This is a genomic window from Sneathiella marina, assembly GCF_023746535.1.
GTDB lineage: Bacteria > Pseudomonadota > Alphaproteobacteria > Sneathiellales > Sneathiellaceae > Sneathiella > Sneathiella marina.
The window spans coordinates 2,948,975-2,964,156 of the sequence record NZ_CP098747.1 but is presented as its reverse complement, the minus strand read 5'-3'; the positions used below and the strand labels follow the sequence as shown (position 1 = coordinate 2,964,156).

General features: G+C 51.7%; 16 protein-coding genes. 7 read left to right on the top strand and 9 right to left on the bottom strand.

What is annotated here, in order from left to right:
- Positions 1-4: 4 nt before the first annotated feature.
- From NBZ79_RS14325 to rfbF, 7 genes are all read right to left on the bottom strand, one after another.
- Positions 5-856 (bottom strand): glycosyltransferase family 2 protein, encoded by an 852-nt coding sequence (locus NBZ79_RS14325; RefSeq protein ID WP_251933225.1) that lies wholly within the window; start codon positions 854-856, stop codon positions 5-7.
- Positions 857-936: 80 nt separating this feature from the next.
- Positions 937-2,103, bottom strand: coding sequence for a putative sugar O-methyltransferase (locus NBZ79_RS14320; RefSeq protein ID WP_251933224.1), 1,167 nt, complete (start codon positions 2,101-2,103; stop codon positions 937-939).
- A 268-nt stretch (positions 2,104-2,371) separates the two neighbouring features.
- Complete coding sequence (locus NBZ79_RS14315) at positions 2,372-3,343, bottom strand: NAD-dependent epimerase/dehydratase family protein (RefSeq protein WP_251933223.1); 972 nt, start codon at positions 3,341-3,343, stop codon at positions 2,372-2,374.
- Between the two features lie 6 nt (positions 3,344-3,349).
- Positions 3,350-3,877: a dTDP-4-dehydrorhamnose 3,5-epimerase gene (gene rfbC, locus NBZ79_RS14310; RefSeq protein ID WP_251933222.1), complete on the bottom strand. Its 528-nt coding sequence runs from the start codon at positions 3,875-3,877 to the stop codon at positions 3,350-3,352.
- Complete coding sequence (locus NBZ79_RS14305) at positions 3,877-5,112, bottom strand: class I SAM-dependent methyltransferase (protein ID WP_251933220.1); 1,236 nt, start codon at positions 5,110-5,112, stop codon at positions 3,877-3,879. The genes rfbC and NBZ79_RS14305 overlap by 1 nt, the downstream gene beginning before the upstream one ends.
- Positions 5,109-6,185 (bottom strand): CDP-glucose 4,6-dehydratase, encoded by a 1,077-nt coding sequence (gene rfbG / locus NBZ79_RS14300; RefSeq protein WP_251933218.1) that lies wholly within the window; start codon positions 6,183-6,185, stop codon positions 5,109-5,111. Before rfbG ends, NBZ79_RS14305 begins: the two co-directional genes overlap by 4 nt.
- Positions 6,186-6,195: 10 nt before the next feature.
- Positions 6,196-6,969 carry a glucose-1-phosphate cytidylyltransferase gene (gene rfbF, locus NBZ79_RS14295; protein ID WP_251933216.1) on the bottom strand — a complete coding sequence of 258 codons (774 nt, stop codon included), beginning with the start codon at positions 6,967-6,969 and terminating at the stop codon, positions 6,196-6,198.
- Between the two features lie 181 nt (positions 6,970-7,150).
- Between rfbF and NBZ79_RS14290 the strand changes: the two genes are divergently transcribed.
- Positions 7,151-8,581 carry an NAD(P)-binding domain-containing protein gene (locus NBZ79_RS14290; RefSeq protein WP_251933215.1) on the top strand — a complete coding sequence of 477 codons (1,431 nt, stop codon included), beginning with the start codon at positions 7,151-7,153 and terminating at the stop codon, positions 8,579-8,581.
- Here the strand turns inward: NBZ79_RS14290 and NBZ79_RS14285 are convergent.
- Positions 8,578-9,252, bottom strand: a complete 675-nt coding sequence (locus tag NBZ79_RS14285; protein WP_251933213.1) for a GntR family transcriptional regulator — start codon at positions 9,250-9,252, stop codon at positions 8,578-8,580. The two genes, NBZ79_RS14290 and NBZ79_RS14285, sit on opposite strands and share 4 nt — an antisense overlap.
- Before the next feature lie 294 nt (positions 9,253-9,546).
- On the opposite strand from NBZ79_RS14285, the gene NBZ79_RS14280 reads away from it, so the two are divergent.
- From NBZ79_RS14280 to NBZ79_RS14260, 5 genes are all read left to right on the top strand, one after another.
- Positions 9,547-10,548 carry a TRAP transporter substrate-binding protein gene (locus tag NBZ79_RS14280; protein ID WP_251933211.1) on the top strand — a complete coding sequence of 334 codons (1,002 nt, stop codon included), beginning with the start codon at positions 9,547-9,549 and terminating at the stop codon, positions 10,546-10,548.
- Between the two features lie 65 nt (positions 10,549-10,613).
- The gene (locus NBZ79_RS14275; RefSeq protein ID WP_251933209.1) at positions 10,614-11,123 is read left to right on the top strand and encodes a TRAP transporter small permease subunit; all 510 of its coding nucleotides are present in this window, start codon (positions 10,614-10,616) and stop codon (positions 11,121-11,123) included.
- Position 11,124: 1 nt separating this feature from the next.
- A complete protein-coding gene (locus NBZ79_RS14270) occupies positions 11,125-12,402 on the top strand; it encodes a TRAP transporter large permease (protein ID WP_251933207.1) in 1,278 nt (425 codons plus the stop codon).
- Positions 12,403-12,437: 35 nt separating this feature from the next.
- Positions 12,438-13,292, top strand: a complete 855-nt coding sequence (locus NBZ79_RS14265) for an isocitrate lyase/PEP mutase family protein (RefSeq protein WP_251933205.1) — start codon at positions 12,438-12,440, stop codon at positions 13,290-13,292.
- 29 nt (positions 13,293-13,321) lie between these two features.
- Complete coding sequence (locus NBZ79_RS14260; protein WP_251933204.1) at positions 13,322-13,564, top strand: hypothetical protein; 243 nt, start codon at positions 13,322-13,324, stop codon at positions 13,562-13,564.
- Positions 13,565-13,600: 36 nt separating this feature from the next.
- Here the strand turns inward: NBZ79_RS14260 and NBZ79_RS14255 are convergent, their stop codons facing one another.
- A complete protein-coding gene (locus NBZ79_RS14255) occupies positions 13,601-14,056 on the bottom strand; it encodes a MarR family winged helix-turn-helix transcriptional regulator (RefSeq protein WP_251933202.1) in 456 nt (151 codons plus the stop codon).
- A gap of 217 nt (positions 14,057-14,273) precedes the next feature.
- Here NBZ79_RS14255 and NBZ79_RS14250 point away from each other — a divergent pair, with 217 nt between their 5' ends.
- Positions 14,274-15,179: a phytanoyl-CoA dioxygenase family protein gene (locus NBZ79_RS14250; protein WP_251933200.1), complete on the top strand. Its 906-nt coding sequence runs from the start codon at positions 14,274-14,276 to the stop codon at positions 15,177-15,179.
- Positions 15,180-15,182 lie beyond the last annotated feature (3 nt).

The following is a 15,182-nucleotide window of genomic DNA, read 5'->3' as shown; positions in this document are numbered from 1 at the left end:
GATCCTAGGGCCGTCGTAGCCCTAGCAGGATACGCAAAGTCCGGGTGAATTTTTCGGTACAGCTGCTGGTATGTTTTAGCAGAAAAATTCCCATCGCCAGTTTCTGAACGCGAGAGGCGTCCGACTTGTCATAATCGCGTCGGCAAAACCGATAAAAACTACGGGCCAGTTCGATTTGTGCCGCGGCAGGTTTGGGTCGGTAGCGGTCGCTGGAAATACCGGTTTCGCGCTGGAAAAACCGGGTCCCGTAATGACCGGCAACCCGATTGCGGGAGGCAAACGGGAACAGGATCAGATGGTCCCAGCCCCAGACATGGGGGAAATCACGGACAACCTCGTTGATGGTTGCAAGGATCGGGGCCCGGCGAAACAGTCCATACATCCAGCCCGGATGGGAGGCCTTGATCATGTCAATGCTGTCTCGAAAACCGGCCGTGGGTTTATATGCCGCCAACTCTTGACCACCCTCGATCTGGCTTTCATTGTTGGCTCGAATAACCTTGCCGACGGCCAGATCGACAGCCCGATTGCTGTCCAGAACCGCCGCCAGGGTTTCAATATAATTGTCATCGGACCAGTCATCGTAGGACCGCCACATAAAATAGTCGCCCCGGGCCTGCTCCACGACGAATTGAAAATTTGGGATCGGGCCGAGATTTTCCGGCTGCCGGAACAGTTTCAGGCGGGTATCTGCCGCCGCATAACGCTCGACGATTGCGACGGTGTTATCTGTCGAGCAATTGTCCGAGATGATAATTTCCAGGTCGGTATGGGTCTGTCGCAACAGACAATCAAGAGCCTGTTCAACAAATTTTTCTGCGTTATAAAGCGGCATTCCAACGGAAATCAGGGACAAGACAGCACTCGTAGAAAAAATAAGGGTTCACTGGATTGTAAGACAACTCCTTACCACTGGCTACGACTAATCACCGTCGATCAGGTCGCCGCATCAATGGCGAACAGCTCCTCGGCATATCCCTGTTCCATCCAGTAGGGGTGCCGGTGCAGCCGGGTGAAACCGCCTTCTTTACGGATCAGGTCGGGCACGCAATATTGCTCAATTTTTCCCTTATGGGTTTTTTCGGCTTCCTGATTGACGGAAAAGAAGAATTTTGACCGGGCTTTGACGAGGCGGAGATATTCCGATGATTCCTCGTAATTAATTTCCGGCAGACTATCCATATTCAGCGCCAGTTCCAGTTTTTCAGGCAGTGCCTGCTTGCGGGTCGAGGGCATGATTTTGAGGGCAGCGCTGGATGCTTCCCCATAAAGCGTGATATTCTCGTCGCCGATGGCACCGGCGAGAAAGGCGGCCTGTATGGCGTTGACATAGGGAATATCGACGATTGTGTAGTCGAGAAATCCTTGCAGGAAAGCGTAGCGGGCGACATTGCCGAAGCCGCCGCCAATTTCCATGATGCGGGCGTTGGCCTGGAACCCGAGCTGGCGTAACCGATAGGGGACATAGGCGTGACGGATGGAATCCGGGCTGACGAGGTAAGGCCCGATTTCGGCAACGGGCGGCTGGCCGACGGGCGGCGCGGTGATCGCATGGCCGAGTTCGGCCTCGATTTTCTCGATATAGGGGGCGAGATCGCCGTTGGTGCTGGCCACATAGTCATCGAGCGAGGTCTGTTGGTTTGACGGCAGGGTTTTAACCGCCAGCGCCTCCGCCAGGGACAGGATGGTGTCACGACAGCGGAAGGAAAAATAGTTGGGATCATAAGGGCTTTTAGCGGTCAGGAACAGGTCCGTATGACCCATGCCAAAGAGCAGCTGGCCGGAGAAAAGATGGTTAAAATAATTGCGGAGATCGGCAAAATTTCGCGACTTGAGCGCTTTGATAAAGCCGGCATTTTCCGCCGTCAGCTCCGTCCAGATATCATCCTCTCCGGCGCTGTCTTCGGCCGCAATATAGGCGGTGCAGATGCGGTCCAGCAGCGCATCCTCAAAGACGGCTGCGTTATCATGGCGCCGTGTCGGCAGGATCGGCGCATCCAGCAGTGGCCGGGTCAGGGTAGGAAAACGCAGGCTTTTCACATTGCGTTTCAGAACAGCCTTGCGCTGGACTTTTGCGATCATTTTTTTCAGGCGTCGGTTCACGGCGGGCCTCAAACTATTACAATGTAATGGTGGTCATTATGCTCATATACCTTGTATACTGCACCTTGTAATACAAAATTTTCAGGAAACAGCTTGGCGATTGTTCGGTGCGAGTTCGTAAGTCGCCAATAGAATTTTGATGCGTGATTGAGAAACAGATCCAGTAGTTTGGAGGCTGACTGACTGTTTCCGATAACGGGAACAAATTCTGCTATGCTGTAATTAATGAAAGAGTTGTATTCAAAGAGAGAGTGCGGTTTTCTTTGTTTCATGAATCTATCCTGAGATAGCTGCGGAGGCCTTCGTCTATATTGAGGGGACGAAGTGTTTCCGCTTGTTTGGCTGCCGACGATAGTGTTTGTGTCTGTATTTTCTGTGTTTGTGCTGTCTGCGTCAGAACCTGGTCGAGGATCTGGCGGTCGCCGACGATTGTCAATTCGCCGTCCATATTGGTAAGCTGCTCGTCAAGCGCGGCAGCGAGATCCGGTTTGCCAAGAAGCCGGGCAGCGGCGGCGGCAATTTCCGGTGGTCGCAGGGCGATCCCGGAGCAGATATTGACGGGTCCGGTAACCGACGAGGTGAGAAGCTGGTCAAAATAACGGGCGACATCTGAAAGATGGATAAAGTCGACAGCGCGCCCGGGTGTCTTGAATTCAGGCAGCCGGTCGGCGCTGATTTCCCGCAAGGTGTGGGAGATGAGCTTGCTGCTGTCTTCTTCGGGGCCGTAGGGAAAGAAAACCCGCGCCCAGACAAGCTCGGTGTCGCGGGCGATCACCCGTGCCAAATCGTGAAACGCGATTTTTGACGCGGAATAATAGCTGCGGGGGTCCAGCGGGGAATCGCGTTCATGCAGAGGGGTCTGGCCCCAGCCATATTCGGCACAACTGCCGGTGAGGAGGGCGCGTTGCCCGCCCTCTGCGACGAAGCGATCCAGCAGATGGGCGCTGGCGGAAATCCAGCGGAAATTTTCGCGGGACTGCCAGAAAATACCGGGGGTGGCCTCCCAGGCGAGATGGATCAACTGCCGGGGTTTGTAGCGGGCGATTAAATCGGTAACAGCAGCCCGATCATGCAAGTCGAGCGAATAGTAGGAGACCTGTTTGTTCTCTTCAAAGGCGGCAGATGTCCGACCGGCGGCGAGGACGGGACGCCCCCTGGCGCTAAGGCGGTCAACAACACGCCTCCCGATCAGTCCGGTGGCGCCTGTCACAAGGCATATCTGGTCTTTATCAGTTAGCATTTAACATCAAGAAAAATTGTCAAGTAATTGATCCTTATGGGAAATGACGAGCGGGTCAGCGGGCCATTTGATCGCGATTTCCGGATCATCCCATCGAAAGCCGCGATCATGGCCCGGCGTAAATGCGGGGCCCATCTGGTAAAAGACGTCACTGTTGTCTTCAAGTGTCAAAAAGCCATGGGCGCAGCCAGCCGGGATATGGAGACCGCGTCCATTTTCCGGACTCAGTTCCACAGCAACCCATTTTTTGAAGGAAGGAGAGTGCGGGCGCAGATCAACGGCCACATCGAAAAGGCGTCCTGCACTGCAACGGACGAGCTTGGTTTCTTCATAGGGCGGCGCATGATAATGCATCCCCCGTAACGTAAAGGCTTGTTTGTTATGGGATATATTGCTCTGGACGGGCGTGAAGGAAATACCCTGTTCCGCGAACTCCTGTTCACAGAAAGTCCGGGCAAAATATCCGCGGTCGTCTTCATGGCGGTCCATGTCGACGATGAAAACATCGGATATTTCTGTCGCCGTAAATTTCATTACAATATTTTCAATTGCGGAATGGGCACGGCAAACCTGCCGCCCCAGTCCTTGATCGCCGCCATATCGGAGGAGATTTCGTCGGCCAGATTCCACGGGAGGATAAGCAGGAAGTCAGGCTTTTCCTGCCAGATTTTTTCAGGAGAGAAAACCGGAATATGGCTCCCTGGCAAATAGGTGTCCTGCTTTTCCGGATTTCGGTCAACAACGAAATCAATCAGGCCAGCGTCAATATTGCAATAATTCAACAGCGTATTGCCCTTGGCCGCGGCACCATAAGCCGCAACTTTACTCCCCTTGGATTTTTCAGAGGTCAGAAAATCGAGAAGGGCGCTGCGGACAGCCTCTACTTTTGGGGTAAATCCCCGGTATCCCGCCAAATCGTCCAGCCGGGCCCTTTTTTCTTTATCCCGGACGGAGATCAGCCCGTCCTGTGTCGTGAATTGATCGTTGTCACCATGACAGGCAAAAACGCGCAAAGATCCGCCATGTGTCGGTAATTCTTCCACGTCAAATACCTTCAGCCCACGCTTGGCGAGGATTTTTTCGACGGTCAGAAGGGACAAATAGGAATAATGTTCATGATAAATGGTATCGAACTGGGTTTTGTTGATCAAATTCAGCAGATGCGGAAACTCAATCGTAAAAACGCCCTTCTCATTGAGAATGATCCGGAAGCCTTCGATAAAGTCATTGATGTCCGGGACATGCGCCATGACATTATTGGCCGCCACCAGATCCGCTTTCATACCCTGGCGGGCCAAACGGTTTGCGGTATCCGTGCCAAAAAAAGCAACGTCGGTTTTAACCCCGGCCGCTTCTGCAACCTTGGCAACATTTGCCGCGGGTTCTATGCCCAAAACAGGAATATTGCGCGAGACGAAATGCTGCAAGAGATACCCGTCATTGCTGGCCACTTCCATAACCAGAGATTTTTCGGACAAGCCAAGCCGGTCTGTCAGTTTTTCACAGTACCTTTCGGCATGGGCAACCCAGCTATCGGAATAGGAGGAAAAATAGGCATAGTCAGAAAATATCTCTTCGGCCGGCACAGCGTCTTCCACCTGCACCAGAAAGCAGGTGCCGCACACCCGTGCATGTAAGGGGTAGGATTTCTCGGATGCCATATGGTCTTTGCGCTTCAGATAGCTGTTGGCCAGCGGCATCGAACCCAGATCAACAAAAGTCTCTGTCAGATTATCCTGACAAAACCGACATTTCAAAGCGGTGGTCATGCGGTCTCTTTCTCATAGTCTTCAATTTGCGACAGCGTCAACTCGAAGGCGTTACGCCCGTCACTAAAGGCTTTATACCAGTCGACTGTCATATCCAATGTCTTTTCAGCCTGCCATTTACTTTCCCAGCCGAGAGCATTTTTTGCCAGCCCGGCATCGAGAGCAAGCGCGGTTTTTTCCACAGGCTGCTCCGTCTTGTTCAAAAGCCAGTCGCTTTTTATGTCAAACGCTTCCTGAACCTGATTGGCGATTTGCCCAACAGTGAATGTTTCTGCTGCAGCGGGGCCAAAATTCAAGGCCCGGGGGAGCTTGTTGTCTGCATCTTCGCACAAGGCCTGAAGATATGTGAGATATCCCGAAACGGATTCCAGAACATGCTGCCAGGGTCGCGTGGCGTTGGGATATCGCAGCGTAACGGGTTTGCCATCACAGGCGGCCCGCCAAATATCGGGGATCAGCCTGTCTTCAGAAAAATCGCCTCCGCCAATGACATTTCCGGCGCGAGCCGTTGCGATGGGGATAGTTTTGTCCTTGAACAAGCTTTTTGACAGGGAGGCGGTTGCAATTTCACAGGCGGCCTTGGACGAGGAATAGGGGTCGTCGCCCCCCAATTCATCTGTTTCGACAAAAGGCCTGCCGCTATTGTTATTGGCATAGACCTTATCGCTTGTCACGATCAACGCGGCTTTAACAGAAGAGGTCCGGCTTAGGCTGTCCAGAAGGTTTACCGTTCCCAGAACGTTGGTCTCATAGGTCAATACCGGCTCTTTGTAGGACCGGCGGACAAGCGCCTGAGCGGCCATATGCAAGACGATTTCCGGATTTTCCGAGGATACGACCTCATCAAGTTCCGTCCGATTTCGGATGTCAATGAAATGCGAGCGAAAGGCCGTGTGATCTTCTACACTGCCATACAGGGAGAAATCCCCTTCCGGTGGCAGTGAAACGCCAATGACTTCCGCGCCCATTTTCTCCAGCCAAAGGGCCGTCCAGGCTCCTTTAAAGCCGGTATGACCCGTCAGTAGAATGCGTCGGTTCTTCCAAAAATCCGATTTAACTGAGCACATATTCATAGGAAGTTCATTAAGCCCAAACCCGCCAGGGAGCATTGCCGCCTGCCCAAAGCTGTTCCAGATAGTTTTTTTCGCGAAGTGTATCCATCGGTTGCCAAAAGCCGGTATGCCGATAAGCAGATAGCTGGCCATCGGCAGCCAGACCGGTTAAAGGCTCGTTTTCCCACGAGATCCCGTCGCCGGCAATTCTCTCCAGCACGGACGGTTCAAGCACAAAGAAACCGCCATTGATCAATCCGTTGTCACCTGCCGGCTTTTCAATAAACTCTTTTACCGCGCCATTTTCAATCACGGTCGCCCCGAACCGACCGGGTGGTGCGACAGCCGTGAGGGTCGCGTCGCGGCCTTCGGAACGGTGAAACGCGATCAGCTCTGTTATATCAACATCTGCAACACCGTCGCCGTAAGTCATGCAGAAGGTTTCACCCGGATCCAGATAGTCTGCGATCCGTTTTAACCGGCCACCGGTCATGGTTACTTCACCGGTTTCAACGAGGGAAACGCGCCAGGGCTCCGCCTTTGCCGTGTGATAGGTTACTTCATTATTTTGCAGATCAAAGGTGACGTCGGAACGATGCAGGAAATAATTGGCAAAATACTCTTTCACCACATAGCTCCGATGGCCCAGGCAGATAATAAATTCGGTGATGCCGTGATGGGCATAAATCTTCATGATATGCCACAGGATCGGCCGGTCGCCGATCTCGATCATCGGCTTTGGCCGTAAATGGGATTCTTCGGAAATCCGGGTGCCCAACCCACCGGCCAAGATTACTGCTTTCAACGGAATTCCCCTCAATTTTCCTGCAAAGTCCTGATATTCAGGAAACAGGCTATCTGCTGATATGACTTATTTCAACAACCCTTCTTTGTGTCAAGGGATCGAGGGCGACAAAAATCAGGTGAATTTGTTGAAACATGACGTATGCTGGCAAGAAATTTAATAATAAATCAGAGCAACTCGTATGGATGGCTTTACCGACCGGCTGCAGCAGCTGGAATCAGATATAATTCGTGACTTCGACTATCTTAATTATCCGGCGGAAAACTGGGTGAAGGCTGCAAAGGGTCCGACCGGCGAGCCGGTGCTCGATGTTGCGATTATCGGCGGCGGCATGTGCGGGATGGCGGCGGCGGTCGGCTTGCGCCGAGAGGGTGTTCTGAATTTCCGGATTTTTGAACGGCAGGACAAAGGGTTTGAAGGGCCCTGGGTGACGACGGCCAGAATGGAAACCTTGCGCTCCCCAAAACATCTGACAGGGCCCCATATGGGCCTGCCCAACCTGACGTTCCAGGCATGGTATCAGGCGAAATGGGGGTGGGAAAGTTGGCAGGCGCTGGGCAACATTCCGCGAGAAATGTGGATGGAATATCTTCGCTGGTACCGCAAGATACTGGATATCCCAACGGAAAATAACGTTGAATTGTTGGGCATTGAGCCTGCCGGAGATTTGCTAAAACTTTACTTCAGACAGGGGAATACGGAATTCCAGCAATTGACCCGGCGAATTGTGTTAGCGACGGGCCGGGCGGCATTTGGCGGGACGCGGCTGCCGGCGGCCTTTGCCGGCTTGCCGAAATCCGTCAGGGCCCATACGGAAGACGACATTGATTTCACGGCACTCAAGGGCAAGAAAGTTATCGTCATTGGCGGTGCCGCATCGGCGGTGGATAGTGCCGCAACAGCCTTGGAAGCAGGCGCGGATGAAGTGAATTTGCTTCTGCGGGCAGCAGAAATGCCCCGCTTGAACAAATTCAAAAGCACGGTTTATTCAGGTTTCTTGCAAGGATTCTTTTCAGCTGATGATGAGACCCGCTGGCGGTTCCTGCAGCATGGGTTCGGCTGTAAAGTGGCCGCCCCGCGCGGCTCCATGCTCCGTTTGAAGGCGCTGAAAAAAGCGCATATCCATTTTGGCAGCCCGGCCCAGGAGGCAACGGTTCAGGACAATAAAGTTGTCGTAACGACACCCAAAGGATCCCTTAGCGCTGATTTCCTTATTCTGGGGACGGGCTATGCGATTAATATCGGTGATCAGCCGGAATTCTCCTCCTTTGCGGACAAGGTCAAGCTTTGGCAGGACCAGTACTCTCCGCCGGAGGAGATAGCTGACCCCGAATTGGGGCGGTTTCCGTATCTGGGTGGCAATTTTGAGCTGTTGGAGAAGAAGCCGGGAGAGGCGCCCTATTTGTCGCGCATTCACTTGTTCAATGCAGCCACGACCATGTCCCATGCTGCCTTGAGCAGTGACATACCGGGCGTTAATGTCGGCGCAAACAGATTGACCGCTGCGCTGGTCAGGAGTTTTTTTGTTGAAGACAGTCAGAAGCATCTTGAAGATTTTTATGCGTATAATGACCCTGAGCTCTTGGGCGACGAATGGACCAACGAGGATTAGCCGGACGCGTCTGCTTCGGTCAGTTTAGAGACAATGAAATCGCCACCTTGTTCCACATGCTCCCGCATGGCAAATTCGGCCCTGCCGGCCAGACCCCGGCATATTAAATCAAGAATTTGACGATGATGCTCATGGAAATTGACGACAACTTCGAACGTGCTCCAGACGACGATGGAGTTGGAAACCATGGGAATACGGGTGATCAGGTTTATCGCTGCGGCTAAACTTTCATTACCCGAAGCCTCGATAATCTGGCTGTGAAACCGGGCATTCCAGTGACGCCATTGCAAAACATCATCTTTGTGCAAGCTGCCTTTTTCCAGCATCACATCGATTTCTGTAATGCATTCGTTCAGGGAGCTTTTGAGCGCCTCTGATATGCCGCGTTCAACAGCTTGACGGCAGGCCAGCCCCTCCAGGACAGAGCGGGTTTGATAGGCGGCGCGAATTTGATCGGGAGAATATTCCCGAACAACATATCCTCTATTGGGAAAATAATTCACCAACCGTTCCGCGTCCATAAGACGGAGGGCGGCGCGGATCGGCGTACGGGAGACGCCGGTTTCTTCAGCCAGGGTTTCTTCATGCAGACGGCTACCGGGCAGGTAGGTTCCTGACAGAATATTTTTACGCAGATGCTCAGCTATTTCCTGAGCCCGGGTGCTCGCCATAATTTTCGAATCCGTTTTCCAGATGTATACAATATAGAGTATATGATGGGTATTTTGATAAATCAATAAATCTGATTTAGAATAGTATTTTCTTATATCTATTTGAAATTAAATACTATTATAGAATATAAAATATTTTCCGGGATAAAAATAAATAATCTTCTTTACAATCATGTATACAAAAAATAGATTTTTCAAATACTAATCAAAGAAGTAAATCTGGATGCAGTCATCAAGCAATAAAAACAATTTCTGCATATCAAGCTGAAAACCGATTGAACATAGGGGGACGCCATGAAGAATATTCTATACGCATTGCTGATATCAAACCTGATGATACTGGGGGCAATGGTGAGTGAAGCCGATGCGGCGAAAAAGCTTCGCATCACCATTCAGGTTCCATTGAAAAATCACCTGACTCAAAACCTGCTGGAGTTCAAAAAGGAAGTTGAAGCGGAATCCAAGGGGGAGCTTGAAGTCGAGATTTATCATTCCGCCCAGCTTTACAAGGACAAGGAAGTGCCGCGCGCTGTCGGGTCCGGAGCGATTGAAATGGGCGTGGCCTCTCTAACCCGGTTTTCCGGCGCCATTCCTGCCGTGGAGCTGTTTTATCTGCCGTTTGTCCTGAACTCTGAAGAACTTGTGAAAAAAGCAACTGCACCGGGCAGTAAAGTCCGGACCCTGATTGAAGATGAAATTCAGAAGACGGGGTCACGGGTTCTCTGGTGGCAGGCCTATGGCATGGCTCAAGTCCTCTCCAATGGCGATGTCATCGCTGTTCCCGAGGATATGGATGGCAAGAAAGTCCGGGTGTTTGGGAAAACCCTGGGTAAATTCGTCCAGTCCGCCGGCGGCGTTCCAACTCTCATTTCGGGATCGGAGCAGTTTCTGGCCTATCAACGCGGGATCGTCGATGCCGGAATGACCGGCTTGTCGGGTGTCAAGAGCCGCAAACTGTATCAGGTGATGGATTGGCTGACATTGACAAATCACAGTGATATTGAGTTTGTGGTCCTGATAAATGAGAAATTCTGGGAAGGATTGACCGGCGAAGAGCAGCAGATTATCACCACTGCAGCCCAGAAAGTTGAAGTGGCGCTTCGCGACAAAATCAGTGAAGTTGAAGCGGATGCGCTGGCAACAGCCAGAAAAGAGGGAATGAAAATACGGGAACTGTCCCCTGAAGAAGTGATCATGTGGCAGGAAACCGTCTCTCCGGTTATTGACTCCTACAAAGCCGATGCCGGCGAAATTGGCGTGCAGCTATTGCTGGCTGTCGATGAGCTGAAGAAGTAGGCATCAGGGGAACTGATACAGGTGGCCTGACAGGGTCACCTGTTGATTATTGGGGAGTATTGACGGTGCAGCTATTAGGTGTTTTCGACAAACTGACGCGGGCCTTGGGGGTTGTCTCCGCTTGGCTGTTTTTTGTCATTGGCCTGATCGTTACCTATGAAGTGGTGATGCGATACGTCTTTAATGCGCCCACCATCTGGGTTGAAGAGATTTCGCGCATGCTGCTCCTGTGGGGCATTTTCACCGCATCCGCCTTTGTGCTCTACAATAACGACCTGATCCGCATCAACATGCTGCTCGCGGTTTTACCCGATCCATTGCGGCGGGTCATGGATATTGTCGCCTATGTCTTTATATTCGGTTTTGCAGCATTTATTGCCTGGTGGGGTGGCGTCATCGCCTTGGATGTCTGGACCACCAACGAGACCACGGGTTCCATGCTCAATATCCCGTTATGGTGGTCTGAAATTGTCATCCCCATCGGGTTTGGGCTGCTTGCTGTTCAATGTGTTGTCGAAATTATTCGCAAATTTATCGATCCGCGCCCTTTAGAGACGAAATTGGAGCTTCATTGATATGCTCGAAGTGATCGTTATTTTGCTTGTGCTTTTCGGCTTGTTGTTTGCCGGCATCCCCATTGCGTTCGCGCTTGGCGGGCTCGGCGTACTGCTCCTTTATTTCGGAGACTTCTCCTCTCTTATGGCGCCACAAACCCTGTATAGCGCCATGGATAGTTTTGTCCTGATAGCTGTTCCTTTATTCCTGCTGATGTCCAATATTCTGTTGAAAGCAGGGGTTGGGAGAGACCTGTTTAGTGCGGCCCAGGCATGGGTTGGTCATTTACCAGGTGGCCTTGCGGTGGCGACTGTTTTGTCTTGTGGTGTTTTTGCGGCCGTCTCCGGAAGCTCCGTCGCGACGGCAGCGACGATCGGCGTCGTCTCCATACCGGAGATGATCGAACGGGGATATTCCCGGAAATTCGCACTTGGATTGCTGGCCGCCGGTGGCACATTGGGTATTTTGATTCCGCCGTCTATTCCGATGATTGTTTACGGAGTGGTAACAGAGGAATCCATTCTGGATATGTTTCTTGCTGGAATCGGGCCGGGAATCCTGCTGATAATTCTGTTCTGCGGCTTTTCAATGCTCTACGCGAAATTTGACAAGCGCTTCCAGATGCAACCAAAAGCTGGCTGGGCAGAGAGGAAACTAAGCACAATACGAACGCTCCCTACCTTGGTATTGGTGATCATTATGTTGGGCGGATTGTATGCAGGGATCTTTACCCCGTCGGAAGCCGGCGGGGTCGGTTTCGTCTGCGCATTGCTTCTGACGACCGTTATCCAAAGGCGGTTGACCTGGACAGATTTCAAAGAAGCCCTGATCGACAGCATGAAAACGACGGTTACAATTTTGCTGATTGTGGCAGGGGCAAAAATATTCGGGAAGGCAATTACCCTGTACCAGCTCCCACAGGAATTCTCGACCCTTATAGCCGATACCTTCCACAGTCAGGGATATATGATCCTGGCTATTTGCCTGTCCCTGCTTGTTTTCGGGCTATTTCTTGAAGCCCTGTCGATGATGCTGATCATGGTGCCCTTGTTGTTGCCGACATTGCTGGTGTTCGGCGTTGATCCAATCTGGTTCGGCATTATCTTCGTTATCATGATTGAATGCGCCTTGATCACACCGCCGGTTGGACTGAATATCTACGTCATCCAGGCGGTGGGGAAGGCGACAATGGCAGAAGTTTCCGCCGGGGTATGGCCGTTTGTTCTTCTCATGCTGCTCAGTGTCATCGCTGTTTATTTCTTTCCGGAAATTGCTTTGTATATTCCGTTTTCTGCGTAAACCAATTGTCGCCTTTTCTAGAATTAAGGAAAAAAATGTCCGCTGCACAAAAAATTCGCGATCAAATCAACACTCCGGGAATAGTAACGGTTCCGTCCTGTTTTGATGCCATATCCGCACGATTGATCGAACAACATGGTTTCCCCATGGCATTTATGAGCGGCTTTGCAACGGCTGGCGCGAATTTCGGCGTGCCGGATCTGGGCCTGTTGTCTTACGGCGAAATCCTGGCACAAGGGCGTTTGATGACAGATGCCGTGTCCATACCGATCATTGGAGATGGTGATACGGGCTATGGCAACGCTCTGAACGTGAAGCGTACGGTCAACGGGTTTGCTGATGCAGGATTTGGCTGCGTCCTGATCGAGGATCAGGCATGGCCCAAACGCTGTGGCCATACGGCGGGGAAGCAGACGGTCGCCTTTGATGAAGCGGTAACCCGGGTGAAGGCCGCGGTTGATGCCCGTGATGAAGGAGCAGATATTCTAATCCTCGCCCGGACGGATACGCGGGCCACTGATGGATTGGAGGAATCCATTCGGCGGGCGAACGCTTTTCGCGATGCCGGTGCAGATATCCTCTTTGTCGAAGCCCCAAAAAGTGTAGACGAAATGCGCCGGGTTTGTGCAGAGGCACCCGGCGTGCATCTGGCAAACCTTGTTGAGGACGGGGATACCCCCATGTTGTCCCCCGATGAGCTGCAGGAAATTGGCTATGATTTTGCCATATATCCGCTGACGTTGTTTTCAGCCTCCCTGCAGGCCATGTCAAACGTGCTATCGGATTTGAAGGCAACTCAACAGCATTCGCAGGACCTTATGCGGTTTTCCACTTTGCAGGATCTGGTTGGCTTCAAAGAATATTATGAAGCCTCGAAGCGATACGAATAATCTCGTCAGACAGGGGAGGATCATCGCCAGTGCCAGCAAAGCCGAAAGTCATTCGTTCCATCGAAACCAGAGAACTGGACCTATGCGTAGATATTTTCCTGCGAGCGGATGGCACTTACGGGTTCGAGCAGTACCGCCGGGATGTGGAAGATCGACGGGGCTGGTTTCCGGTCAGCCATTACCAGGATCAGGTTTTCGCGACAGATACCCTGGCATTGGCAACGGCACGGAAGGTCATCAACTGGCTCGATAAAAGTCTGAATATTACTTAAAATAAATAGGTTATCGAATTTACATAATGTTATTTATTATATATCCAGCGTAGCGGCATGTCGGACCAGCTTGTTCAATAAACCATCAAGAGATTTGCGCTCTTTGGCGCTGAGGACCGATAATATCTTCTCCTGGCGGGTGACGAAACGCTGTGCGATCTTCTTGTGGAGGGCCCTGCCAGAAGGCGTGATGGACAACTTCAATTGGCGCCGGTCATCGGGATCCGGTGCACGGACAATATACTCTTCCGCCAGCATTTTGTTCACCGCCCGTGAAATAGTATTGCGCGGCCGGCGTGTCATCGTCGCCACGTCCTGTGCTGTCAGTACGGGTAGGAGGCTGAGACAAGCCAGCAACAGATACTCCCCGCGCTTCAGCCCAAAGTCTCGCTGGACTTCTTCATATGCCGGTATGACAATCGCATTCGCCAGATAGGAAATGCGAAAAACATCGTTGAATTCGATGACATCAAAAAAGTCAGTCAGGGGCATGGTCAAAGAAATCCTTCTGCCATCAAAAAAAGATCGTGGATATTTTCTTATGCGCTGTAATGCCGTCCTTGGCAAGAGGAGTAAGCCTTGCTATATTGTTCCAAATGGAACAAATTTTGAGATGTCAAGGCTATGACGACAACAGGGTAAAAACTTGCCGTCCCGGATCTGTCGGCAGCTCCTACGGGAAACCGAAAAACAAGAAAGGAACATCCTCATGCGACCTGAAGAAATTTTAAGCTATCCTGCACGAATATTGTCACAGCGGCAGCGGGAACATTATTTTGCCCATGGGTATGTTAGTGTTGAAGATTTTGTACCGGCAGAAATTCTGCAGGAATTGCAGGTGACGACCAATTCGTTCTTTGAGCAGAGTAGGCAGGTTGAACAGTCCAACAATGTTTTCGATTTGGGACCGGATCATTCTGCTGACGAGCCATTGGTACGCCGGTTGAAAAGCCCGGATGAGCGCAGCGATATCTATTGGAAATTTTCCAAGGGATTGATGGCCGATGTGGCGGCAGATCTTGTCGGGCCCAATGTGATTTTTCATCATTCAAAGCTTAATTTCAAATGGTTTGACGAAAGCGATACGGTGAAGTGGCACCAGGACATCCAGTTTTTTCCCCATACCAATTATAACGTATTGACCATCGGTTGCTATCTGGCGGATACGGATATGAATAATGGGCCGCTGGCGGTTCTGAAAGACTCGCATAATGATGAGTTGTTTGATCAGTATGATACCAACGGTAACTGGACGGGGATGTTATCGGATGCCGATGCGGCGGGGCTTGATCGGGGACGGGTTGACTATCTGACCGGGGCAGCCGGATCGATCACCATTCATAACGCCAGGACCCTGCATTATTCTCCGTCCTCCAAGTCTCCCTTGCCACGCCCTTTGCTATTGAACTGTTTTACGTCGGCCGATGCCAAGCCTTACACGGCGCATCCGCAACCCACGTCCAATACCTATAAATTACTGCGCGGGGAGGCGGTGAAATGGGCCCATCACGATCCGCGCCCCTGCCAGATGCCACCGGACTGGTCAGCCGGCTATACGTCGATTTATGCGGCGCAAGCCGGCGAAAATGAACCTTCAACGGAAACGGCAAACTAGTAT